Below are 23,898 nucleotides of genomic sequence, written 5' to 3' on the forward strand. Positions count from 1 at the left end.
TTTCGCACACGGGGACTTTCGGTGGCTGTGACCGCCGCGGTTCTCGTCGGCGTACTGCCTGGCGCAGCAATAGCGGCGGAGGCCAAGAACGGTCCGTCGCTCCCGGGACTGAAGCAGCCGAAGGCAGTTCCGGTGGGGAAGGTTTCCGCGGGGGGCGCCAAGCGCCCGGACGCGGCAGCCAATAATTCATGGAAGAAGCAGAAACCGAAGGCAAGCTGGCCCGCGGCCGGCTCCGCCGAGGTTTCCCTGGCCACGGGCGGACCTGCGGGCAAACTGCCCGTCGCGCTCTCGCCGGCCGACACGGGGCTGCCGAAGTCGGTCCTGCTGCGGAGCAGCCCGGCCGTCGGCGTGTCCAACCCCGGCCGGGTCAAGGTCACGGTGGCCGACAAGGACGCCTCCCGCAAGGCCGGCATCGACGGAGTCCTGCTCTCGCTGGGCCGCTCGGACGGCATCGCCAACTCCGTCCCGGCCAAGGTCGAGGTGGACTACAACTCCTTCCGCCAGGCCTACGGCGGCGACTACGCCGCACGCCTCCACCTGGTGGAACTCCCGGCCTGCGCCCTGACCGCTCCCGAACGCCCGGAGTGCCGGACCCAGAAGCCGCTGCAGACCAAGAACGACACCCGCACCGGCAAGCTGTCCGCCCAGGTCAGCACCCCCGGCACCACGGGCACCACGGGAACGGCATCCAAGTCCGGCAAGACGGCGATATCCGCCGCGGCATCGTCGGGCGGCGCCATGGTCCTCGCCGCGACCGCCGGCGCCGCCGGCCCGACCGGCGACTACAAGGCGACCTCGCTCCAGCCCTCGGGCTCGTGGACCGCGGGCGGCTCGACCGGCGCCTTCAACTGGTCCTACCCGATTGAGGTTCCCTCCGTACCCGGGACCGTGGACCCCCAGATCAGCCTGGGCTACAACTCCCAGTCGGTGGACGGCCGCATGGCGGCCTCGAACAACCAGGCCTCGTGGATCGGTGACGGCTGGTCCTGGGAGCCCGGCTTCATCGAGCGCAAGTACAAGTCCTGCGAGGACGACAAGTCCGGCGGGACCAACACCACCAAGGTCGGCGACCTCTGCTGGTTCAACGACAACGCCACCATGTCCCTGGGCGGCAAGTCGACCGAGCTCGTCTACGAGCAGGGCAAGGGCTGGCACCCCGCGTCCGACTCCGGCGAAAAGGTCGAGAAGCTCACCGGTGCCACCAACGGCGACAATGACGGTGAGCACTGGAAGGTCACCACGGCCGACGGCACCCAGTACTTCTTCGGGCTGAACCGCCTGCCCGGCTGGAAGGACGCATCGACCCCGACTACCAACTCGGCCTGGACCGTGCCGGTGTTCGGCAACCAGGCGGGCGAGCCCTGCTACAACGCCTCGTTCGCGAGCGCGTGGTGCCAGCAGGCCTGGCGCTGGCAGCTCGACTACGTGGTCGCCCCCGGCGGCGACGCGATGGCGTACTACTGGAAGACCGAGACCAACAACTACGGCCGCAACGTCTCGGCGACCACGGGCAAGGGCACGGTCACCCCGTACGTCCGCGGCGGCTGGCTCGACCACATCGACTACGGCCTGCGCTCCGACACCGTCTACACCGCCAAGGCTGTGGGCCAGGTCACGTTCGACGTGGCCGAGCGCTGCCTGAGCAACTGCGGCACGTTCGACGAGACGAACGCGAAGAACTGGCCGGACAGCCCGTACGACCTGTTCTGCAAGGACGGCTCGACCGAGTGCAAGAACCAGTTCTCCCCGACGTTCTGGACCCGGATGCGCCTGACCGGCATCAACACCAAGGTCCTCACCGGCGGCCAGTACAAGGACGTCGACTCCTGGGCCCTCGCCCAGGACTTCCCGCCCTCGGGCGACGGCATATCGACCCCACTCTGGCTGAAGTCCATCACCCACACGGGTAAGGCCGGCGACGGACCGGACATCCCACTGCCGCCGGTGACCTTCGCCGGCGAGCAGAAGGCCAACCGCGTCGACAAGACCGGCGACGGCCTCGCCCCCTTCATCCGTCTGCGCCTCTACCAGATCACCACGGAGACGGGCGGCACCATCGGGGTCACCTACTCCCAACCCGAGTGCACGGACGCCAACCTGCCCCAGCCGGACGAGACCAACACCACGCGCTGCTACCCGGTCAAGTGGGCCCCGGAGGGCCCGACCGCGAAGGTCGACTGGTTCAACTCGTACGTCGTCACCCAGGTCGTGGAAGGCGACAACCTCGCCGCGACCCCGGACAAGGTGACCTCGTACGACTACCTCGGCGGCGCAGCCTGGGCCAAGGACACCAGCGAGTTCAGCAAGGCCGAGAACCGAGTCCATTCCGTGGCGCGCGGCTACGAGCGGGTCCAGACCCGCACCGGCGCGTCCAGTGACCCCAAGCTCCTGACCGAGACCCGCTACTTCCGGGGCCTCGACGGCAAGGACGTCAAGGACTCCACCGGCGCCGCCGTCACCGACCGCGACGAGTTCGCCGGCAAGCCCCGCGAGAGCGCCAGCTACAACGGTGACGACACCGCCAAGCCGGTCAGCGCCACCTCGTACACCCCCTGGCGCTCGGCCGCGGTCGCGACCCGCATGCGCCCGGGGCTGCCCGACCTCGTCTCGTACAAGACCGGCACCGAGAAGGAGTCGACCCGCACCACCATCTCCGCCGGTAGCCGTACCACGGAGAAGGTCCAGCACTACGACGAATACGGAATGATCGACACCGTTTCCGAGACCGGCGACACCGCCAAGACCGGGGACGAGAAGTGCACCACCACCAGCTACGCCCGCAACACCAGCAGCTGGATCCTCGGCAGCGTCAGCCGCGTCGAGACCGTCGCCGTCCCGTGCGGCACCACGGTCAACCGCCCCGCCGACGTCATCTCGGACACCCGCACCTATTACGACAACGGCGTCCTCGGCACGGTTCCGGGCATCGGCCTCGTCACGAAGACCGAGACGATCAACGGCAAGGGCGACGGCTACGACGTCCAGTCCACCGTCCCCAGCACGTGCGGCCCCGCCAGGAACCAGCTCTGCTACGACGTCTACGGCCGCCGGCTCGCCGTGGCCGATGCCTACGACAAGGTCAGCACCACGGCGTACACCCCGGCCACGGGCGAGGTGCCCACGTCGACCGTTTCGGCCAACGCGAAGGGGCACGTCACCACGACGGTCACCGACCCGTACCGGTCGCAGCCGCGCCAGGTGACCGACGCCAACAACAAGGTCACCACGACCGAGTACGACGCGCTCGGCCGGCTCGCCAAGGTCTGGCTGCCCACGCGGTCGGCCACCACCTACCCCGACTCTCCGAACCAGTCCTTCGAGTACCTGATCCGCAACGACGGCCCGATCGTCGTCACGACCAAGACGCTCACCCAGGACAGCCAGTACTCCACGAGCTATTCGATCCGCGACGGTCTGCTGCGCCAGCGGCAGACCCAACAGCAGTCCCCCGACCTCTCCGGCCGGCTTCTCACCGAGGTGTTCTACGACACCCGCGGCCTGGCCTGGCGCAACTCCGGCACCTACTACGCCACCGGCGCCCCGGAGGCCACCCTGGTCACCGGTCAGCAGCTGAACTACCCGGCGTCCACCGACACCGAGTTCGACGGCGCCGGCCGCCCCACCGCGGTCATCTCCAAGAAGTTCGGCGACGAGACCAAGCGCACCGTCACCACTTACACCGGTGACACCACCACGGTCGTCCCGCCCCAGGGCGGCACCGCCACCACCACGGTCGTCGACGCCCTCGGCCGCACGGTCGAGCTCAAGCAGTACACGGACGCGGCGCGCACCACCTCCCAGTCCACGCTCTACAGCTTCAACCGGCTGGGACAGCTTGAGCAGTTGACCGACCCGTCGAACGCGAAGTGGAAGTACACCTACGACGTCCGCGGCCGCAAGGTCCAGACGGACGACCCCGACAAGGGCCTCAGCACGAGCGTCTACGACCAGGGCGACCGGGTCACGGACGTCACCGACGCCCGCGGCATCACGCTCCACACCGACTACGACGACCTGGGGCGCAAAACCGCGGTCTCGAAGGGCGGCACCCGCCTCACGTCATGGGAGTACGACACGATCGCCAAGGGCCAGACCTCCAAGGCGACCCGCTGGATCGACGGTCAGGCGTACGAGTCGGCCGTCACCTCGTACAACAGCCTCTACCAGCCGACCGTCACCCAGGTCACCATCCCGGCGTCCTCCGAGACCGGGGCCCTGGCCGGTACCTACAAGTGGATCACCTCGTACAACCCGAACACCGGCCAGGTCATGTGGACCAAGCAGCCGGCCGTCGGTGACCTGCCCGCCGAGACGGTCACCAACAACTACACCGCCGTCACCGGCCTGCTCGACAGCGTCGGCGCCGGCTCCGACCCGCTGGTCTCGGCGATGACGTACGACCACTACGGCCGCACCATCCGCCAGGAGTCCGGCGACTTCGGCCGGCACGTGTGGACGACCACCGAGTACGACGAGCACACCGGCGCCGTGAACCGCTCCTACGCCGACCGCGAGGTCGCGCCGCAGCGGATCGAGGACACCAAGTACGGCTACGACCTGTCCGGCAACATCACGTCCATCGCCACGGCCACCGGCCAGGACGCCCTGCGCAGCACCGACACGCAGTGCCTCCAGCTGGACGGGCTGGGCCGGATCACCGAGTCCTGGACGAACACGGGTGAGCAGTGCGCTGCGGCGCCGTCCCCCTCCGTGGTGGGCGGCCAGGACGCGTACTGGAACACCTACACCTACGACGCCCTCGGCAACCGGAAGACCGAGACCAACCACAAGACGGCCTCGGGCCCGGCCTCCGACACGCTGCGTACGTACGCCGCTCCGACCGCGGGCAAGCACGACCTGCCCAAGGTGACCCAGACCGGCACCGCGCCGCACGACGAGACCTTCGCCTACGACACCGCGGGCAACACCAAGACCCGCAAGATCGGAGCCTCTGCCGAGCAGACGCTGAACTGGGACGACGAGGGCCACCTGGCCTCCGTCACCACGGGCGGCACCGAGGTGGCCCGCTACCGCTACACCCCGGAGGGTGAGCGCCTGCTGAACAAGGACGCGACCGGGACCACGCTCTACCTCCCGGCCGGCAACGAACTCCGCCTCGCCTCGGGCAAGCTCACCGGCACCCGGTACTACGCGGCGGGCACGCAGACCGTGGCCATGCGGACCGGCACCAAGCTGGCCTTCCTGCTCAACGACCACCACAACACCACGACGACGCAGATCACCGCGGACGCCGCGCAGGCCGTCACCCGGCGCAAGACCACCGTCTTCGGCGGCGCGCGGGGCAGCAAGCCTGCCGACTGGTCCGGCGACAAGGGGTTCGTGGGCGGCACGAACGACGGGGCCACCGGCCTCGTCCACCTCGGGGCCCGCGAGTACGACCCTTCGGTCGGCCGGTTCATCTCCGTGGACCCGGTGTTCCTGACCAACGACCCGCGGCAGCACAACGCCTACCAGTACGGCAACAACAACCCGTTCAGCAACGCGGACCCGACCGGCGAGCAGCTGGAGGAGTGCGCGAGCGGCATGTACAAGTGCCACAACGGCAACGACCCGTACGACTACGGCAACCGGTACGAGACCATCGTGAACGCGGTGGGCGGCACCCTGTCCCCGGACTACGTCGAGCGCAAGCAGCGCGAACGCGCGGCCTGCCGCCACGACCCCGACTGCAAGTCGGGTGGCTCCTACAGCTCGTCCAGCTCGAGCAGCCAGCACTCGGACAAGCCCAAGCCCAGATCCCACCGGAGCGTCCTGGACACCATTACCGGTGGCCTCAAGAACGCATGGGACGCGACCAAGAACTCGGCCGTCGGGCAATGGGTCGGAGATCACTGGGGTGACATCAAGGACGTCTTGACCGTTGCCGGGTTCGCTGCCTGCCTGGTCGCCACGGTCGGAGCCTGTATGGCTGCGGGGGTCGCAATAGCCGTGGTCAAATTTGCCGGCGATTCCATCGAGGAGGTGAACGCAACCGGCGAGTTCTCCGGGAAGACATTGGTTGCCGGGGCCAAGGACCTCGCTTGGGTCGCCGTCGGCGGAGGAGCCGCAGCGGCGTTCGGCAGAGCCACAGGAGCAGCTCGCACGTGGGGAGAGGCGTACGGAACGAATGCCTTCGTCCGCGACATATCTGTTCGGATGGTACGACCTGGCAATAGCCTGAGGCCCGCAGTCATGTCCCAGACGACCCGGATACGATGGGGCGACACCACGGCCAACATGGGTGTCAACGCTGGTTTCAACACCATGTTCTGCGGTTCGGGAAATACGAGTCTGGGCGCATACGGAGGCGCCTGCTAGAAATCCGAATGTCGTCCGGCACGGGGCACGGATCCCGTGCCGGACCCCGCCACCGTCAATCCGGCAAGGGGTAGAGCCGTGAAAACCAAAAAACGGCAGATACTGCGCCGGAAGTCCTTCTTGGTTCTTTCCGCGATCGTCACCACCGGCTTCGGTGTCATGACCCTCGGGTTCGGAGTGAGCATGACGGCCGGCTGGCCGCCGCAGGGTGCGCTCGCGGTCATGGCGGCCTGCCTGGGCGCGATCGCCTTCTGCCGTCGGATCACCGGCGCTCGCGTGGTCCTCGACCAACAGGGGGTGATCATCGTGAATCCGGTGTTCACCTATGAAATCCCGTACCGGTACGTGTCCAAGGTCGAAAGCGACCGGCGCGGCAGCCTGGTCATCACCACACGGGAGGCGGTCGAGATCCGGCCCCTCGGGTTCGCGGGCTCGATCATCGACCACTTCGTCGGCAGCACCGAGACTGCTGTTGCCAAGATCAAGGCCGCACTCGCGGAACGGCGGGACCTGCGTGGGAGCTCTCACCCGGTCAGACGCTTCACCCGGCCGTGGGTGGCGGACGCCTGCGCGATCGGGACGGTCGTCTGCGTCGTGCTGGCCCTCGTCGTCCGCCCTTGACCTGACCCCCTGCGCGAGAGCCCCCGCCCGAGTGACTTCGGTGGGGGCTCTCGCGCATGTGGCTCTCGTCACGCGTCCCAGAGGGTGCCGAAGGTGAGGAGGTCGTCTCGGTATTCGATGCGGGATTCCCAGTCCGGCGGCCAGGCGTCCGCGCCGAGGTGGGCGCCGGCGAAGGCGCCGGCCAGGCAGGCGATCGAGTCCGAGTCGCCCTTCGTGCAGGCCGCGCGGCGCAGGGCCGTCAGGGGTTCCTCCGGGAAGAGGAGGAAGCACTGGAGGGCCGTGGCGAGGGCCTCCTCCGCGATCCAGCCGTCGCCCGTCGTCAGGCACGGGTCCGTTTCCGGGGAGGGCGACTTCAGCGCCGCCGTCAGGCGGTCCAGGACGGCCAGGCAGTCGTCCCAGCCCCGGGCGATGAAGGACTCCGGGCTCGCGTCCGACGCCGTGCGCATCCACAGGTCGCCCAGCCAGCGCTCGTGGTAGCGGGTGCGGTGGTGCAGGGCGTACGAGCGCAGCTGCCCGACCAGGCCCGTCACCTCGGTGCCCTGCGCGAGGAGGTACACCGCCCGGGCCGTCAGGTCGGAGGCCGCGAGGGCCGTCGGGTGGCCGTGGGTGAGGGCCGACTGGAGCTGGGCCGCGCCGGCGCGTTCCTCCTCCGTCCAACCGGGGACCAGGCCCACCGGGGCCACGCGCATGTTCGCCCCGCAGCCCTTCGAGCCGATCTGGCTCGCGTCCCGCCAGTCCCGGGAAGGGTCGTTCAGCAGGCTGCACGCTCGCAGGCAGGTGTTGCCCGGGGCGCGGTTGTTCTCCGGGGAGTGGTACCAGTCGACGAATTCCTCCCGGACCGGGCGGGTCAGGCGGAGCGGGCCCACCGGCCCGCGTTCCGCCGCCGTCCGCATGCCGCGCGCCAGGGCCAGCGTCATCTGGGTGTCGTCCGTGACGATCGCCGGGCTCGGCAGCCGCATCTCGCGCCACGGGCCGGTCTTCGCCAGGATCGACGGGACGTCGTTGAACTCCGTCGGGAAGCCCAGGGCGTCGCCCAGGGCGAGGCCGACGAGTGCCCCCGTCGCCGCCCGCTTCCGCAGGTTCATTTCTGGATTCCTTCCGTAGGCCGGAGCAGCGGGGGGTGGAGGGCGGTCGCCGGGCCCGCCCGGTACAGCGCGGCCGGTTTGCCGCGGCCTCCGGTCAGCCGGGCCGCTCCCGGCACGGCCTCGACGAAGCCGGGCGTGGCCAGCACCTTGCGGCGGAAGTTCGGCCGGTCCAGGGGGGTGCCCCAGACGGTCTCGTAGACGGCCTGGAGCTCCCCGAGCGTGAACTCGGGCGGGCAGAACCCCGTGGCCAGGCAGGTGTATTCGAGTTTCGCCCCGATGCGGGAGCGCGCGTCGGACAGGATCTGCGCGTGGTCGAAGGCCAGATCCGCGGCCTCCGCGGCCTCCCCGGCCTCCCCCACCGGCACCCACCGCGCCTGTTCCGCGTCCCCGCCGCCCTCCGGCGCCGGCTCCGGCATGTCCGGGACCAGGGCGGTGAAGGCCACCGAGACCACCCGCATCCGCGGATCGCGGTCCGGATCGCTGTACGTGCGCAGCTGCTCCAGGTGCAGCGCGGCGACGACCGCCTCCGACAGGCCGGTCTCCTCGACCAGTTCCCGGCGGGCCGCCGTCTCCGCGGACTCCCTCGGCAGCAGGAAGCCGCCGGGGAGGGCCCAGGCGCCTTCGTACGGCTCCTGCCCGCGCCGGATCAGCAGCACGTGCAGCGCCCCGCCGCGGACCGTGAACACCGCCAGGTCGACCGTCACCGCGAAGGGTTCGTAGGCGTACCGGTCGTACCCCTTCATCGGTTCTCCGGCAGGGGGTCCGCGAACTGCCATCCGCCGGCCAGCAGTTCGTCGACGGCTGCGACGGCCGTCGCCAGCCGTGCCTCGCGGTCCCCGCGCACGGTCAGGAAACGCCTGCCCGTGCGCGTGAGTTCCTCGCGGAAGCGATCCGTCATCCACGGCCTCAGGTGCTCGCCGTCACGCAGCCCGTCGTCCTCGAACGGCACGTCCGCGTGGTCGGTGAGGAGGTACAGGTCCCGGTGCGTCAGCGCGGCGGTCTTCTCGACCTCCTCGCTGCGGCCTCCCATGTACCGCTCGTGCCAGATGCCGGTCGCGAAGGAGTCGGTGTCGCAGATCAGCACCGGCGAACCCGACCGCGCCGCCCGCTCCTCCTCCGCGTCCTGGCGCCGCGCGATCACCGGGAACTCCTCCGACCGGAAGGACACGTCCTCCCAGGTCGCCGCCGGGTCGGCCGCCCGCGCGGCCGCCAGCTTCTCCTCGCTGTACGTGCGCCCGTACTCCGCGACCCAGCCCGTCCCGGCCCACACCCCGCCGCGCGCCCGGTAGTGCGCCGCGAGCGCCCGCGACAGGGTGGTCGTACCGGTCGACTCGGCGCCGAGTACGACGATCCGCCGGGTCAGGGCCGCCCGTACGCCCGGACCCAGGAACTCCCAGTTCCCGACCGGGTCCGCCCGTACCGCCGTACCGGAGACGGGGAAGCGGGTACGCCCCGGGTCCACGCAGACCTCCTCGGCCCCGAACCGCCGGGCGAGCTCCGTCCCGTACTCCTCCGAGGTGAAGACGGCGTCGACGCGCCCCGGCACCGCGCCCCGGAAGACCGCCATGTGCGCCTCCCAGACCGCCGGGTCGTTCAGGTCGACCGGGATGTCGTCGACCGCGCCGACGACCTCGGCCCCCGGGTGCGCCTCGCGCATCCACGCCACCCGGTCGGCGAGCGGCACCGACTCCACCGAGGCCGCGCACACCAGAACGGTCAGCCGCTCGCACTGCTCCTGGGCGGTGCGCACGAGGTGGTGGTGCCCGGCGTGCGGCGGGTAGAACTTGCCGAGGACCAGTCCGTGGGCGTGGCGCTTCGTACCGCTCGCGCCGCTCATGCCGTCGCCCCCGCCGCCGTACGGGCGCCCCGCTCCGGGAGCGTACGGAGCCAGCCGAGCAGGCCGACCACGCAGAGCGCGAGGAAGCCGACGTACAGGGCCGAGGTCAGGTACAGGCCCTTGTAGGCGTACAGCGGGATGTAGACGAGGTCGGCGGCGATCCACAGCCACCAGGACTCGACGAGCTTGCGGCACTGCCCGTACGTGGCCATGAGCGAGAGCCCGGTGGTCAGCGCGTCCCAGAACGGGACGGTGGAGTCGGTGACCCGGCTCAGCAGGAGCGTGAGCCCGAGCACCCCCACCGCCCCCGCCGCGGCCAGTACGGCCCATTCGGTGCGCGTGGTGCGGCGCACCGGCAGGGCCTCGGCGGTTCCTGGTCCACCCCCGTGGGTCCAGGACCACCAGCCGTACGCGGCGAGGGCGATGAAGACGATCTGGAGCCCGGCGTCGGCGTACAGGCCGGACTGGGCGAAGAGCACGATGAAGAAGACGTTGTTCGCGATGCCGATCGGCCAGTTCGCGACGTGCTGCCGGGCGACGAGCCAGACGCACAGGGCTCCGGTGGCGAAGCCCAGGATTTCGGTCCAGCTCATGACGGCCGACCCCCTCATTCTTTAATAGTCACTTTGACTATAAACAGGGAGACTGGTTCCTGACAAGCGAAAAGCCCGCAGTGCCACGGGGGCACTGCGGGCTTCTCCGAGCCGTTGGGCTCAGGGGCTCACAGGGGTTACAGACCGACCTCGCGCATGAGCATGCCGACCTCGGTGTTGGTCAGGCGGCGCAGCCAGCCGGACTTCTGGTCGCCCAGCTCGATCGGGCCGAAGGAGGTCCGGACGAGCTTGTCGACGGGGAAGCCGGCCTCGGCCAGCATGCGGCGGACGATGTGCTTGCGGCCCTCGTGGAGGGTCACCTCGACCATGTAGTTCTTGCCGACCTGGTCCAGCACGCGGAAGTTGTCGGCGCGGGCGTACCCGTCCTCCAGCTCGATGCCGTCCTTGAGCCGCTTGCCGATGTCACGCGGCAGCGAGCCGGTGATGGCGGCCACGTACGTCTTCTTCACACCGTACTTCGGGTGCGTGAGGCGGTGGGCCAGCTCACCGTGGTTGGTGAGCAGGATGATGCCCTCGGTCTCCGTGTCGAGGCGGCCGACGTGGAAGAGCCGGGTCTCGCGGTTGGTGACGTAGTCCCCGAGGCACTGGCGGCCGTCCGGGTCCTCCATGGTGGAGACGACGCCGGCGGGCTTGTTCAGCGCGAAGAACAGGTACGACTGAGTGGCGACCGTCAGGCCGTCCACCTTGATCTCGTCCTTCGGCTGGACGCGCTTGCCCTGCTCCAGCACGATCTCGCCGTTGACCTCGACGCGGGCCTGCTCGATGAGCTCCTCGCACGCGCGGCGCGAGCCCATGCCGGCGCGGGCGAGCACCTTCTGCAGGCGCTCGCCTTCCTGCTCGGCGCCCGGGAAGGTCTTCGGGGTCTTGATCGCGGGCTTGTCGGCGTACCGGTCGCGCACGCGCTCCTCGATGCGCGCGTCCAGCTCGCGGGGGCGGGACTGGCCGCTGCGGCTGCCGGGGCCGCTGCGCGGGCCGCCGGCCCCGCCGATGCCGGGGGTCTTGGAGGTACGGGGACCGCCCTTGGCACCGCCGCGCGCCGAGTCGCCGCGGGCGCCGCCGCCACGGTTGCCGTCGCCCGCGCCGCGGGCACCGCCGCCGCCGGCCTTGGCGCCGCCGCGCTGCGCTCGCCCTCGGGGCCGACGTCGTAGCGGCGCTCCTCGGGGCGGGGGTTGCGGGGCCGCTGCGGGGCCTGGTCGCGGTCCCGGTCGCGCGGGGCGCCGGAGCCGCCGCTGTAGCCGCCGCCGCTGGAGCTGCCGCCGCGGTAGCCACCGCCGCCGGAGGAGGAGCCGCCACCGGAGCTCCCGCCGCGGTAGCCACCGCCGCCGGAGCCGCCGCGCTGTCCGCCTCCACCGCTGGAGCTGCCGCCGCGGTAGCCACCGCCGCCGGAGGAGGAGGAGCCGCCGCGGGTGTTACCGCGCCCGCCACCACCGCCGCCGCCGCTGTTCCTGTTGCCGCCACCGTTGCCGTTGCCGCTGCTTCGCATCAAAGTTCCGTCGTCTTGTCGTCTTCATCGGTATCCGGTGCATCCGGATCGAACGACGGAACACCCTCTTGCGTATCGGCTTCGATCGCGTCCGCCTCGGGGAGGAAGGGCGCGAGCTCCGGGAGCTCGTCCAGGCCGCGCAGGCCCATCCGCTCCAGAAAGTAGTTCGTCGTCCTGTACAGGATCGCACCTGTTTCGGGTTCCGTGCCCGCCTCGGCCACCAGACCGCGCTGGAGCAGGGTCCGCATGACCCCGTCGCAGTTCACTCCGCGGACCGCCGAGACCCGCGAACGGCTCACCGGCTGGCGGTACGCGACCACCGCCAGGGTCTCCAGCGCCGCCTGGGTCAGCCGGGCCTGCTGGCCGTCCAGTACGAAGCGCTCGACGGCGTCCGAGTACTCCGCCCGGGTGTAGAACCGCCAGCCGCCGGCGACCAGCCGCAGCTCGAAGCCGCGCCCCTGGACGGTGTACTCGTCCGCCAGCTCCCACAGGGCGTCCGCGACCTCGCGCGGGGTGCGGTCCAGCACCTTGGCGAGGTGCGCCTCGGTCGCGGGCTCGTCCACGACCATGAGGACGGCCTCCAGGGCGGGCTTCAGCGAGAGCTCGGCCACGTCGCTCATTCCTTGACCTCCACGATCCGGTCGAACTCGTCGGTGACGGTCGGCATCCCGTCGCCGTCCCCGCCGCTCCAGCGGACGGTGAGCGTCTGCAGGGCCTCCTCCTGGTCGAGGACCACCGCCTTCTCGCGGTAGAGCTCCAGGAGGGCCAGGAAGCGCGCGACGACGGTGAGGGTGTCGTCGGCGTCCTCGGTCAGCTCCTGGAAGGTGGCCTCGCCGCGTGCCTTGAGCAGCGCGACCACCACCGCGGCCTGCTCCCGCACGCTGACGAGCGGGGCGTGGATGTGGTCGACGTACACCTGGGGCTTTGCCTTGGGCTGCATGGCCTTGACCGCCAGCCGGGCGAACCCCTCGGCGCCGATGCTGATGACGACCTCGGGCAGGAGCTCGGCGTGCTGGTCCTCCAGGCCGACGGTGCGCGGGTAGCGGCGGCCCTCGCTCTCGGCGCGCTGCTCGAAGATCTCGGCGATCCGTTTGTACGCGCGGTACTGGAGCAGCCGGGCGAAGAGCAGGTCGCGGGCCTCCAGCAGGGCGAGGTCCGCTTCGTCCTCGACCTCGGCGGTGGGCAGCAGACGGGCGGCCTTCAGGTCCAGGAGGGTGGCGGCGACCACGAGGAACTCGGTGGTCTGGTCGAGGTCCCAGTCGGGGCCCATGGCGCGGATGTGCGCCATGAACTCGTCGGTGACCTTGGAGAGGGCCACCTCGGTGACGTCGAGCTTGTGCCGGGAGATCAGCTGGAGCAGCAGATCGAAGGGCCCCTCGAAGTTGGCCAGCCGCAGCGTGAACCGCCCGCTCCCGTCCCGCCCCTCCCCAGGGTCCCCGGGGGAAGCGGAGTGCTCGCCGCCGTCTTCCCGCCCCTCGGCGGGGGGCTCAGCGGGCGCGGGGCCGTCTGCGGGCTCCGGGGCCACCGCGGCCGGCGCGAGCGGCGCAGCGGGCGCGTCAGGGCTTTCGGGGGCCTCGTCCGCCGCGGCGGGAGCGCCCGGGCCGCGGCCCAGGCTCCGGCGGGTCGGGCGGCCGGGTTCGGCGGGAGAGGGCATCGCAGTCCAGGGTGGTACGGATGGGCGGCCGATCGGCCAAGGCCAAGGCTCCCACGAACGCGGAGCAGGCCGGCCGGAGGACCCGCCCGCCCGTCGGACGGCAGACCGTCGGACAGCCGGCCCGACGGTCAGCGGCCGCGGAGTCTGCGGACCAGGATGCTCGCGTCGCCGCGGGACTCCAGGTCCGCGAGCACGACCGCCACCGCCTCGCGGACGATGCGGCCGCGGTCCACCGCCAGCCCGTGCTCGCCGCGCAGCACCAGCCGCGCGTGCTCCAGGTCCATGAGCTCCTCGGCGGAGACGTAGACCGTGATCTTCTCGTCGTGCCGTTCGCGCCCGCTGGGCCGGCGGTTCGCCCCGCGGCCTTGGCCCTTGCCCCGCCGGGGCTCCGGGCTGACAGAACCTTCCTGCGGGCGCCGGGGACCCACCACCGACTCCGCGGCGGCCGCCGCGGCCTCCCGGCTGCGGCCCTCGCCCGCCGTGCCCTCGGCCGACGCCGCCGCGTGCTCCCCGGCGGTCGACTCCTCCGGGCCCCGCCTCGGCGAGGACGACTGGAGTGCCATCCCCCCGGTCGTACGGAACAGTTCGTCGGCTCCGGGCAGACTCACTCGGCGTGACACCGGGCGAGCACCTCCCTGGCCAGCTGGCGATAGGCGGCGGCCCCGACGGAGTTGGAGGCGTACGTGGTGATCGGCTCGCCGGCGACGGTGGTCTCCGGGAAGCGCACCGTTCGGCCGATGACCGTGTGGTAGACGTGGTCGTCGAAGGCCTCGACGACGCGCGCCAGCACCTCGCGGCTGTGCACCGTACGGGAGTCGTACATCGTGGCGAGGATGCCGTCGAGCTCCAGCTCGGGGTTGAGCCGCTCCTGCACCTTCTCGATGGTCTCGGTCAGCAGCGCCACACCGCGCAGTGCGAAGAACTCGCACTCCAGCGGCACGATGACCTTGTGAGCCGCCGTCAGGGCGTTCACGGTCAGCAGGCCGAGCGAGGGCTGACAGTCGATCACGATGTAGTCGTAGTCGGCCAGCAGGGGCTTCAGCGCCCGCTGCAGCGTCGACTCTCTCGCGACCTCGCTGACCAGCTGCACCTCGGCGGCGGACAGGTCGATGTTGCTCGGCAGCAGGTCCATGTTGGGGACCGCGGTCTTGAGCAGCACCTCGTCGGCCGACATGCCCCGCTCCATGAGCAGGTTGTAGACCGTCAGGTCGAGTTCCATCGGGTTCACGCCGAGGCCCACGGACAGTGCGCCCTGCGGGTCGAAGTCGACGAGCAGCACGCGGCGCCCGTACTCGGCGAGCGCCGCACCCAGGTTGATGGTCGACGTGGTCTTGCCCACGCCGCCCTTCTGGTTGCACATCGCGATGATCTTCGCCGGACCGTGGTCGGTCAGCGGACCCGGGATCGGGAAGTACGGCAGCGGCCGTCCGGTCGGGCCGATCCGCTCCCGGCGCTGGCGGGCAGCGTCGGGGGCGAGGGTGGCCGCGTACTCGGGGTCGGGCTCGTACTCCGCGTCCGGGTCGTAGAAGTGCCCTTCGGGCACGTTTTCGTAGTCGGCGAAACCCACGGGCTTTTCGCCGCTCAGGTCGCCGGCCCTGGAGTTCACGTCTAGGCCGTCCATGCTCTTTTGGGGCGTCGTCATGTGCTGGTGGTTTGCGAAGGTGCGGACCGCGACGGAGCCGACCGCTTCGAGCCCGCCGGATCCTTGGCCCCGGTCTGGCGTCCCTGCTCGACCACCTCCGGGAGCAAATGTCGACTCATTCACAAGTCGTCTTACCTCCTCGGACGTGACCAGGACACTTATCGATAGGTCAGCGTGGCACCATGCCGACGGTTGGCGACTCTATGGCGTGTCACCACTCAGCGGCAACACAATCCGTCGGACCGGCAACGATGTGTCGGCAACCGAACACCACTCTGTCAAGGGCGTCCAGGCCGTCACCGCGAAGTTTCACGGGTGCGCGAAAGGGTTAAAGGGTTACGTTCGAGGCGAGTTGAGCCGTGCGGGCCCGCACCCCGCAAACGCCTCCGGCCGGACCTTGGGGGCAAGGTCCGGCCGGATACGTGAGATTGACGTCAGTCGTTGACGGGGTCTGACCGATCAGCCGAGCAGCGTGCTCAGCTCAAGGGTCTCCATGCCGTGCGCCTCGGCGACCGGACCGTAAACGACCTGGCCGTCATGGGTGTTGAGGCCCAGCGCCAGCGCGGGGTCACGGCGCAGCGCCTCGACCCAGCCGAGGTTCGCGAGCTGCACGATGTAGGGCAGCGTGGCGTTGGTCAGCGCGTAGGTGGAGGTGTTCGGCACCGCGCCCGGCATGTTGGCGACGCAGTAGAAGACCGAGTTGTGGACCTGGAAGGTCGGCTCGGCGTGGGTGGTCGGACGGGAGTCCTCGAAGCAGCCGCCCTGGTCGATCGCAATGTCGACAAGGACACTTCCGGGCTTCATCTTGGCGACGAGCTCGTTGGTGACCAGCTTCGGGGCCTTCGCACCCGGGATCAGGACGGCGCCGATGACGAGGTCGGCCTCGACGACGGCCTTCTCCAGCTCGTAGGCGTTGGAGACGATCGTCTTGATCTTCGTGCCGAAGATCTTGTCGGCCTCGCGGAGCTTGTTGATGTCGCGGTCCAGCAGGGTCACGTGGAAGCCCATGCCGATGGCGATCTGCGCGGCGTTCCAGCCGGAGACGCCGCCGCCGATGACCACGCACTCGCCGGCGTGGGTGCCGGGGACGCCGCCGGGGAGCACGCCGCGGCCGCCGGCCGAGCGCATCAGGTGGTAGGCGCCGACCTGCGGGGCCAGGCGGCCCGCGACCTCGGACATCGGGGCGAGCAGCGGGAGCGCGCGGTTGGCGAGCTCGACCGTCTCGTACGCGATGGCGGTGGTGCCGGACTCCAGGAGGGCGTCCGTGCACTCGCGGGAGGCCGCGAGGTGCAGGTAGGTGAAGAGGGTCTGGTCCTTGCGGAGGCGGTGGTACTCCTCGGCGATGGGCTCCTTGACCTTCAGCAGCAGGTCGGCCGTCGCCCAGACCTCGTCCGCGGTACCGAGGATCTCGGCGCCGGCGGCGACGTACTCCGCGTCCGTGATCGAGGAGCCGACACCGGCGTTCTGCTCGATGAAGACCTGGTGGCCGCCTCGGACCAGCTCATGCACGCCGGCGGGCGTGATGGCGACCCGGAACTCGTTGTTCTTGACCTCGCGGGGGATGCCGACCTTCATCGTCGATCACGGTCCTTGGCTCAGGGAATTTTTCGGGGCACTTTCATACATACCCGCCCACAAGAACGCGCAACGGGATGCACCACGGGATGTCGTGGTGAAGCCAGTCTAATGAAGGACGACGCGCTGTCTAGCCTTGCAAACCAATAATCTCAGTCGGAACCACTACGGATTTCGCAGGCTGCGGGGTCGTCTCCCAGCAATCTGTCGGCCGCGGACCGGTGCAGCCTTGCGGCGGCCGGGTCGCCCAGCCGGTCGAGGGTGTCGGCGAGGCGCACCTGGAGCGCGGCCTGAAGCCGCAGGTCCCCGGCCCGGCGCGCGAGCTCCACCGCCTCGCGGCAGGTGTGCAGCGATTCCTCGGGCCGCCCGGCGTACTCCTGGATTCGCGCCATCTCGCTCAACGCCTTTGCCTGGCCTGGCACATCGGCCAGTTTCCGGTACCCCGCCGCGGCCGTCCGCCAGCTGCGCAGCGCGTCCCCGTAGCGGCCCGCGTACGTGTGCACGTTGCCGAGCCGTCCGTACAGCCGGGCCTCGTCCGCCCGCTCCCCCCGTGCGAGGGCCTGGGACAGGGCCCGGCCGAACCAGTCGGCGGCCCGGTGCCAGTCCGCGAGCTCCTGGTACGCGCCGCCTACGGATTCCATCGCGCGGCCCGTCGCGTACGGGTCATTCGCCGCCCGTCCCGCGTCCAGCGCGGCCCGGTAGCGCTCCAGCGCCTCCTGCGTGCGGCCGGTCTCGGCGTCCAGGTCGGCCAGGTTCAGCAGGGCCGCGGCCTGCTCCCGGTGCAGGCTGCGGCGCTCGGCCACGTCCAGGACCAGCCGGTGCAGCCCGTACAGCTCGGGAGCGGCTTCGGCGGTGCCGCGGTGCTCCGCGAGGGCCCGTACGAGGGCTGCGACCAGCCGGCGGGCCAGGGTGTCCAGCCCGCCGTCGGCCACGGCCAGCGAGGCGGCCGCCGACAGCGCGGGCAGCCTGGTGTCGAGCCAGGTGGCGGCGGCCCGCCGGTCGGGGAAGCGCAGCGCGCGCGGCAGCCCGTCCAGCCTCTCCCGTACGTCCGCCTCGTCCTCGCCGTTCGCCCCGTTGTCGTCGGGCCGGGCCATGACCCGGCAGGAGTGCAGCAGGCGTACGGTGCGCTCCAGCATCCGGGCCCGGGCCAGCTCGACCTCGGCGGGGCGCTCCTTGGTCTCCAGCAGGGCCTGGAGCAGCGGTACGAGGCAGCCGGGCAGCAGGAAGAGCCCGTCGGAGGCGTGGCGCAGGAGGCCCAGCCCGGCGAAGTCCTCCAGGGTGGACTGGGCGGCGGCCACGGAGCAGCCGGCGAGGGCGGAGGCGGTGTGCGAGTCGACGATCCCGGCGGGGGCCAGCGGCAGCAACCGGAGGGTGCGCTGGGCGGGCTGCGGCAGGGACTCGTAGACGAGCCGGAAGCCGCGGCCGAGCGGGCCTCCGGTGCCGGGCGGCATGTCGTGGAGCTGCTTGGCCACGTCGGAGACGGCGGCCTTGGGGTGTGCGGCGAGCCAGCCGCCGACCAGGGCCAGCGCGGCGGGCTGCCCTCCGCACTCCTCGGCGAGGCCCTCTGCGGCGCGCGGGTCGACGGCGATCCGGGTGTCCCCGATGCGCTGGGCGAGCATCTGGACCCCGGAGGGGGTGTCGAGTCCGCCGAGGGTGCAGGGGCGGACATCCGGAATCCCGGTGAGCGGCCCCTCGGCGGTGATCACGACGAGGCATTCGGGGGTGTCCGGCAGCAGGGCGTCGACCTGGTACGGATCGGCGGCGTCGTCGACGAGCAGGATCGCCTTGCGGTGGGCGAGGGCGGCGCGCAGGGCGGAGCTGAGCTCGTCCTCGGCGGCGCCGGGGGGCGTGGGTTCGCCGAGCCCTTCCAGCAGGGTCCGGATCGCCCGCTCGGTGGTGACGGTCTGTCCGCCGGGGGAGGTGAGGCGGGTGCGCAGGACCCCGTCGGGGTAGTCCGCGGCCACCTCGCGGACGAACGCCTCGGCGAGGGCGGTGCGGCCCGACCCCGGCCGCCCGGCGACGAGCAGCACGCGCGCCCGGGGTGCCTTGGCCTTGCGGCCCGAGAGGGTGTCGAGCCCGGTCCGTGCGATGTCCTCGCGCAGCTCCTTGAGCTCACGCCGTCGCCCGACGAAATCCGTCACGGATCCGCTCCTCTCCCTGCCTTCGGGTTGCGAGCGTAGTTCACGCAGAGCGACGACCCGTGTGGAGCGCGGCGGACACATCGCCCAATCGGATCAGCGGATCGTCACACCACGCTCCCGCGGGCCCGGGAGGGAGCGCCAGGGGGTTTCCGACCCTGATCCGCCGGGCGCCCCCTACACCTCGTACGGGCGGGCCGGCCACGGGGGCTGGGCCGGGCGCAGGGCGTCCAGGCCGCCCGGGGCGGCGAGCGCGGCCGACAGGGCCAGGGCCCCCGTCACCAGGCCCGGGTTGCCCAGCCGGCCCTCCAGGACTCCGCGGACCAGGTCCGCGAGCGGGACGCGGGCGATCTCCATGTCCGCCTCCTCATCCGAGACCTCGTACCGCGCCCCCTCCGCCTCGGAGAGGCCGCGCGCGAGGAAGATCCGGACCGCCTCGTCGGACCCGCCGGGGGAGGCGAAGAAGTCCACGAGCACCCGCCAGTCCTCCGCCTTGACGTGCGCCTCCTCGTACAGCTCCCGCTGGGCCGCGTGCAGCGGGTTCTCACCGGGTACGTCGAGCAGCCCGGCCGGGAGCTCCCACAGCTTGTGCCGTACGGGGTGCCGGTACTGGCGCAGCACCAGCACTCCGCCGTCCTCGTCGAGCGCCAGCACGCACACCGACCCCGGATGCACCTGGTAGTCCCGGCGCACCACCGATCCGTCCGGCATGCTCACCTGCTCCGAACGGACCGCCGTCTTCGCGCCCTCGAACGGGGTCCGTGAGGCGATGACCTCCCACGACTCCCCGCCGTCTGCGATGCCCATGGCCATGACCCGTACCCCGTACCTTCCGAATGCGCGCCGAAAGACGCGTCAGAAACGCGACAGCCGGGGCACGTTCCGTGCCCCGGCCGTCTACGTTATGCGGTCAGACCGTCACTTGGCCTTCGCGGCCTGCTGGCGCTCCACCGCGGCCTTGACCAGGCCCGCGAACAGCGGGTGCGGCCGGGTCGGGCGCGAGCGCAGCTCCGGGTGGGCCTGGGTGGCCACCAGGTAGGGGTGCACCTCGCGCGGGTACTCGACGTACTCGACGAGCTTGTTGTCCGGGGAGGTGCCGGAGAAGACGAGGCCCGCCTTCTTCTCCAGCTCGCCGCGGTAGGCGTTGTTGACCTCGTAGCGGTGGCGGTGGCGCTCGTCCACGTACGCCTGGTCGCCGTAGACCTCGCGCACGATCGAGCCCTCGGCGAGCTTCGCCGGGTACATGCCCAGGCGCATGGTGCCGCCCAGGTCGCCCGCGCCCTCGACGAAGGCCAGCTGCTCCTCCATCGTGGAGATCACCGGGTGCGGGGTGGAGGCGTCGAACTCGGTGGAGTTGGCGTCCTCGATGCCCGCCAGGTTGCGCGCGGCCTCGATGACCACGCACTGCAGGCCCAGGCACAGGCCGAGCAGCGGGATCTTGTTCTCGCGGGCGTAGGTGATCGCGCCGACCTTGCCGTTGACACCGCGGTCGCCGAAGCCGCCGGGCACGCAGATCGCGTCCACGTCGCCGAGCGCCTCCGCGGCGCCCGCCGGGGTCTTGCAGTCGTCGGAGGTGACCCACTTGATCTGGACGCGGGCCTTGTTGGCGAAGCCGCCGGCGCGCAGCGCCTCGGTCACCGACAGGTACGCGTCCGGCAGGTCGATGTACTTGCCGACGAGCGCGACCTTGACCTCGTGGTCGGGGTTGTGGACGCGGTCCAGCAGGTCCTCCCAGACCGTCCAGTCCACGTCGCGGAACGGCAGGTCGAGCTTGCGCACGACGTACGCGTCGAGGCCCTCGGTGTGCAGCACCTTCGGGATGTCGTAGATCGACTTGGCGTCGATCGCCGCGACGACGGCCGCCTCGTCCACGTCGCACATCAGCGAGATCTTGCGCTTGATGGAGGTGGGGACCTCGCGGTCGGCGCGGAGCACGATCGCGTCGGGCTGGATGCCGATGTTGCGCAGGGCCGCGACCGAGTGCTGGGTCGGCTTGGTCTTCAGCTCGCCGGAGGGGCCGATGTAGGGCAGCAGCGAGATGTGCACGACGAAGACGTTGTCGCGGCCGACCTCGTGGCGGACCTGGCGGACGGTCTCCAGGAACGGCAGCGACTCGATGTCGCCGACCGTGCCGCCGACCTCGGTGATGACGACGTCGACGTCCTCGGTCGCCATGCGGCGGATGCGGCTCTTGATCTCGTTGGTGATGTGCGGGATGACCTGCACGGTGTCACCGAGGTACTCGCCGCGCCGCTCCTTGGCGATGACCTGCGAGTAGACCTGGCCGGTGGTGACGTTGGCCGAGCCGTCGAGGTCGACGTCGAGGAAGCGCTCGTAGTGGCCGATGTCCAGGTCGGTCTCGGCGCCGTCGTTGGTGACGAACACCTCGCCGTGCTGGAAGGGGTTCATCGTGCCCGGGTCGACGTTCAGGTACGGGTCGAGCTTCTGCATCGTGACCCGCAGGCCGCGCGCCTTGAGCAGCGCACCCAGGCTGGAGGCCGTCAGGCCCTTGCCGAGGGACGAAGCGACACCCCCGGTGACGAAGATGTGCTTGGTCGTCATGGCTGTGCTGTTTCGAAAAGCAGCGGGCGGCGTCGCCAAGAGGGGGCTCCCGTGGTCGCGAAGTTGAGGTGCGTCCGGCGCCGGCCACCATCGAACCGGAGGCTCTCAGGGGGCGCCGAAGCTGCGGTTTCGGGGCTCCTGATTCGCACAGGCAGACCACCGGTCCACGGGGTACCAGCCTATCAGCGCCCGGGCCCGTCCGCCTCCGGGCACGCGCCGCCACGACCGCTCGACGGAGCGCCACCGGCCGTCCCGGGGCCGGTCACGCCGACATTCACCCAGGTCACCCATTCGGACTAGACACATTGTCCTCAGACTTCAGGAGATCACTAGGGTGCCGTCATATCCTGCTCGGATATCGCATCACATCACCGCCGAGCAGTCCGGCAGACGGCGTGACCCGGCCGCATCCGGAATCATGAGCTCAGTGCGGGGATCCATACCCACGGGACCGCGCAACCGCGCAATGCAAGCGCCCTTCGGGGCGGACGTGGCCGTTCGACTGGGAGATCTAACGTGTCCGGGCGCATCGAGGATTACGCACTGATCGGGGACATGCAGACCGCCGCACTGGTCTGCCGGGACGGATCGGTGGACTGGCTGTGTCTGCCCCGTTTCGACTCCCATGCCGTCTTCGCGAGCATCCTCGGAACGGAGGATCACGGCTTTTGGCGCATCGGCCCGGCGGTGCCCGGGGGCGCCCAAGCCCCTGCGGCGACCCGGCGCCGCTACCAGGGCGATTCGCTGATCCTGGAATCGGAGTGGGACACGCCGCGCGGCACGGTCCGCGTGACCGACTTCATGCCGCCCCGCGAGGACCACGCGCCGCAGCTGGTGCGCATCGTCGAGGGCGTCAGCGGGCGCGTCCCGATGCGCTCCGCGCTGCGCATGCGCTTCAGCTACGGCCGGGTCGTGCCCTGGGTGCACAAGGTCGACGGGCGCACCGTCGCCGTCGCGGGCCCCGACTCGGTCTGGCTGGACACCGACGCGCAGACGTACGGCAAGGACCTGACGACGTACTCCGACTTCACCGTCGGCCCCGGCGACCGCAAGGCCTTCTGCATCAGCTGGCAGCCCTCCCACAAGGGCGCCCCGGAGACCCCCGACGCGCAGGAGGCGCTGGCGACCACCACCTCGTTCTGGCGCGAGTGGGTCGACCACTGCACGTACCACGGCCCCTACCGCGAAGCCGTGATCCGCTCCCTGATCACCCTCAAGGCGCTCACGTACGGCCCCACCGGCGGCATCGTCGCCGCGCCCACCACCTCCCTCCCGGAGGAGATCGGTGGCGTCCGGAACTGGGACTACCGCTACACCTGGCTGCGCGACGCCGCCATCACCCTCTCCTCGCTGCTGCGCACCGGCTACCGCGAGGAGGCCCAGGCCTGGCGCGAGTGGCTGCTGCGCGCGGTCGCCGGGGACCCGGAGAACCTGCAGATCATGTACGGGATCGCCGGGGAGCGGGAATTGGGCGAGACGGAGCTGGACTGGCTGCCCGGGTACGAGAACTCCCGCCCGGTCCGCGTCGGCAACGGCGCCGCGCACCAGCTCCAGCTGGACGTGTACGGCGAGGTCACCGAGGCCCTGCACCTGGGCCACATGACGGGCCTGGCGCGCAACGACTACGCCTCGGTCCTCCAGTTGAAGCTGATCCGCTACCTGGAGGAGCACTGGGACCAGCCCGACGAGGGCATCTGGGAGGTGCGCGGCCCGCGCCGCCACTTCGTCCACTCGAAGGTCATGGCGTGGGTGGCCGTGGACCGCACGATCAAGCTGATCGAGAGCGGGGACGCGGACGGCCCGCTGGAGCGGTGGCGCGAGATGCGCGACGAGATCCACCAGGACGTGTGCGAGAAGGGCTACGACAAGGAGCGCAACACGTTCACCCAGTCGTACGGGTCGAAGGAGCTGGACGCCTCCCTGCTGCTGATTCCGCAGATGGGGTTCCTGCCGCCGGACGACAAGCGGGTCATCGGGACGATCGAGGCGATCCAGCGCGAGCTGTCGACGCCCGACGGGTTCATCCTGCGCTACCCGACGACCGGCGACGAGGCCGGCGTGGACGGACTGGAGGGCGACGAGGGGGCGTTCCTCGCCTGCTCGTTCTGGATGGCGGACGACCTGGCGATGATCGGCCGGGTCGACGAGGCGCGCCAGCTGTTCGAGCGGCTGCTGGCCCTCCGCAACGACCTGGGGCTGCTGGCGGAGGAGTGGGACCCGCGCCTCCAGCGCCAGGTCGGCAACTTCCCCCAGGCCTTCAGCCACGTCCCCCTGATCGACACGGCCCTGCGCCTGACGGCGAGCGGGGCGTACGGGGGCTGAGGGCGGGCGGGCCGGAGGCGCGGGGCTCCGCCGCGCCCCCGGCGTCG

15 protein-coding genes and 1 pseudogene are annotated in these 23,898 nt (G+C 70.8%); 3 read left to right on the forward strand and 13 right to left on the reverse strand.

The features are described from left to right. Positions 1-132 precede the first annotated feature (132 nt). Together OG509_RS09760 and OG509_RS09765 are read left to right on the forward strand one after the other, a co-directional pair. Positions 133-6,318: an RHS repeat-associated core domain-containing protein gene (locus OG509_RS09760; protein WP_406181753.1), complete on the forward strand. Its 6,186-nt coding sequence runs from the start codon at positions 133-135 to the stop codon at positions 6,316-6,318. Positions 6,319-6,438: 120 nt separating this feature from the next. Further along, the gene (locus OG509_RS09765) at positions 6,439-6,939 is read left to right on the forward strand and encodes a hypothetical protein (protein ID WP_406181755.1); all 501 of its coding nucleotides are present in this window, start codon (positions 6,439-6,441) and stop codon (positions 6,937-6,939) included. A 68-nt stretch (positions 6,940-7,007) separates the two neighbouring features. On the opposite strand, the gene OG509_RS09770 is transcribed toward OG509_RS09765, so the two are convergent. From OG509_RS09770 to OG509_RS09830, 13 genes and pseudogenes are all read right to left on the reverse strand, one after another. Beyond that, on the reverse strand, positions 7,008-8,024 hold the full coding sequence (locus OG509_RS09770; protein ID WP_406181757.1) for an ADP-ribosylglycohydrolase family protein: 1,017 nt from the start codon (positions 8,022-8,024) through the stop codon (positions 7,008-7,010). After that, positions 8,021-8,767 (reverse strand): NUDIX hydrolase, encoded by a 747-nt coding sequence (locus OG509_RS09775; protein ID WP_406181759.1) that lies wholly within the window; start codon positions 8,765-8,767, stop codon positions 8,021-8,023. Before OG509_RS09775 ends, OG509_RS09770 begins: the two co-directional genes overlap by 4 nt. Further along, positions 8,764-9,861 (reverse strand): AAA family ATPase, encoded by a 1,098-nt coding sequence (locus OG509_RS09780; RefSeq protein ID WP_406181761.1) that lies wholly within the window; start codon positions 9,859-9,861, stop codon positions 8,764-8,766. The genes OG509_RS09775 and OG509_RS09780 overlap by 4 nt, the downstream gene beginning before the upstream one ends. Beyond that, positions 9,858-10,454 carry a nicotinamide riboside transporter PnuC gene (pnuC, locus tag OG509_RS09785; protein WP_406181763.1) on the reverse strand — a complete coding sequence of 199 codons (597 nt, stop codon included), beginning with the start codon at positions 10,452-10,454 and terminating at the stop codon, positions 9,858-9,860. The genes OG509_RS09780 and pnuC overlap by 4 nt, the downstream gene beginning before the upstream one ends. Before the next feature lie 137 nt (positions 10,455-10,591). Further along, positions 10,592-11,958 (reverse strand): annotated as a pseudogene (locus OG509_RS09790) (pseudouridine synthase). Next, a complete protein-coding gene (scpB, locus tag OG509_RS09795; RefSeq protein WP_406181765.1) occupies positions 11,958-12,578 on the reverse strand; it encodes an SMC-Scp complex subunit ScpB in 621 nt (206 codons plus the stop codon). Before scpB ends, OG509_RS09790 begins: the two are co-directional and overlap by 1 nt. After that, positions 12,575-13,612 carry a segregation and condensation protein A gene (locus tag OG509_RS09800; RefSeq protein WP_406181767.1) on the reverse strand — a complete coding sequence of 346 codons (1,038 nt, stop codon included), beginning with the start codon at positions 13,610-13,612 and terminating at the stop codon, positions 12,575-12,577. The genes scpB and OG509_RS09800 overlap by 4 nt, the downstream gene beginning before the upstream one ends. Before the next feature lie 128 nt (positions 13,613-13,740). Next, the gene (locus OG509_RS09805) at positions 13,741-14,232 is read right to left on the reverse strand and encodes a hypothetical protein (RefSeq protein WP_403742892.1); all 492 of its coding nucleotides are present in this window, start codon (positions 14,230-14,232) and stop codon (positions 13,741-13,743) included. After that, positions 14,217-15,254 carry a ParA family protein gene (locus OG509_RS09810; RefSeq protein WP_385590091.1) on the reverse strand — a complete coding sequence of 346 codons (1,038 nt, stop codon included), beginning with the start codon at positions 15,252-15,254 and terminating at the stop codon, positions 14,217-14,219. The genes OG509_RS09805 and OG509_RS09810 overlap by 16 nt, the downstream gene beginning before the upstream one ends. 459 nt (positions 15,255-15,713) lie before the next feature. Continuing rightward, positions 15,714-16,829, reverse strand: a complete 1,116-nt coding sequence (ald, locus tag OG509_RS09815) for an alanine dehydrogenase (protein WP_385590093.1) — start codon at positions 16,827-16,829, stop codon at positions 15,714-15,716. 152 nt (positions 16,830-16,981) lie between these two features. Then, positions 16,982-19,051: a tetratricopeptide repeat protein gene (locus OG509_RS09820; RefSeq protein ID WP_406181770.1), complete on the reverse strand. Its 2,070-nt coding sequence runs from the start codon at positions 19,049-19,051 to the stop codon at positions 16,982-16,984. A gap of 93 nt (positions 19,052-19,144) precedes the next feature. Beyond that, a complete protein-coding gene (locus OG509_RS09825) occupies positions 19,145-19,774 on the reverse strand; it encodes an NUDIX domain-containing protein (RefSeq protein ID WP_406181772.1) in 630 nt (209 codons plus the stop codon). Positions 19,775-19,885: 111 nt separating this feature from the next. Beyond that, positions 19,886-21,529, reverse strand: coding sequence for a CTP synthase (locus OG509_RS09830; protein WP_406181774.1), 1,644 nt, complete (start codon positions 21,527-21,529; stop codon positions 19,886-19,888). A gap of 555 nt (positions 21,530-22,084) precedes the next feature. Between OG509_RS09830 and OG509_RS09835 the strand changes: the two genes are divergently transcribed. Next, a complete protein-coding gene (locus OG509_RS09835; protein WP_385590129.1) occupies positions 22,085-23,851 on the forward strand; it encodes a glycoside hydrolase family 15 protein in 1,767 nt (588 codons plus the stop codon). The last annotated feature ends 47 nt before the right edge of the window (positions 23,852-23,898 follow it).

It is taken from the genome of Streptomyces sp. NBC_01006 (assembly GCF_045162725.1).
Lineage (GTDB): Bacteria > Actinomycetota > Actinomycetes > Streptomycetales > Streptomycetaceae > Streptomyces.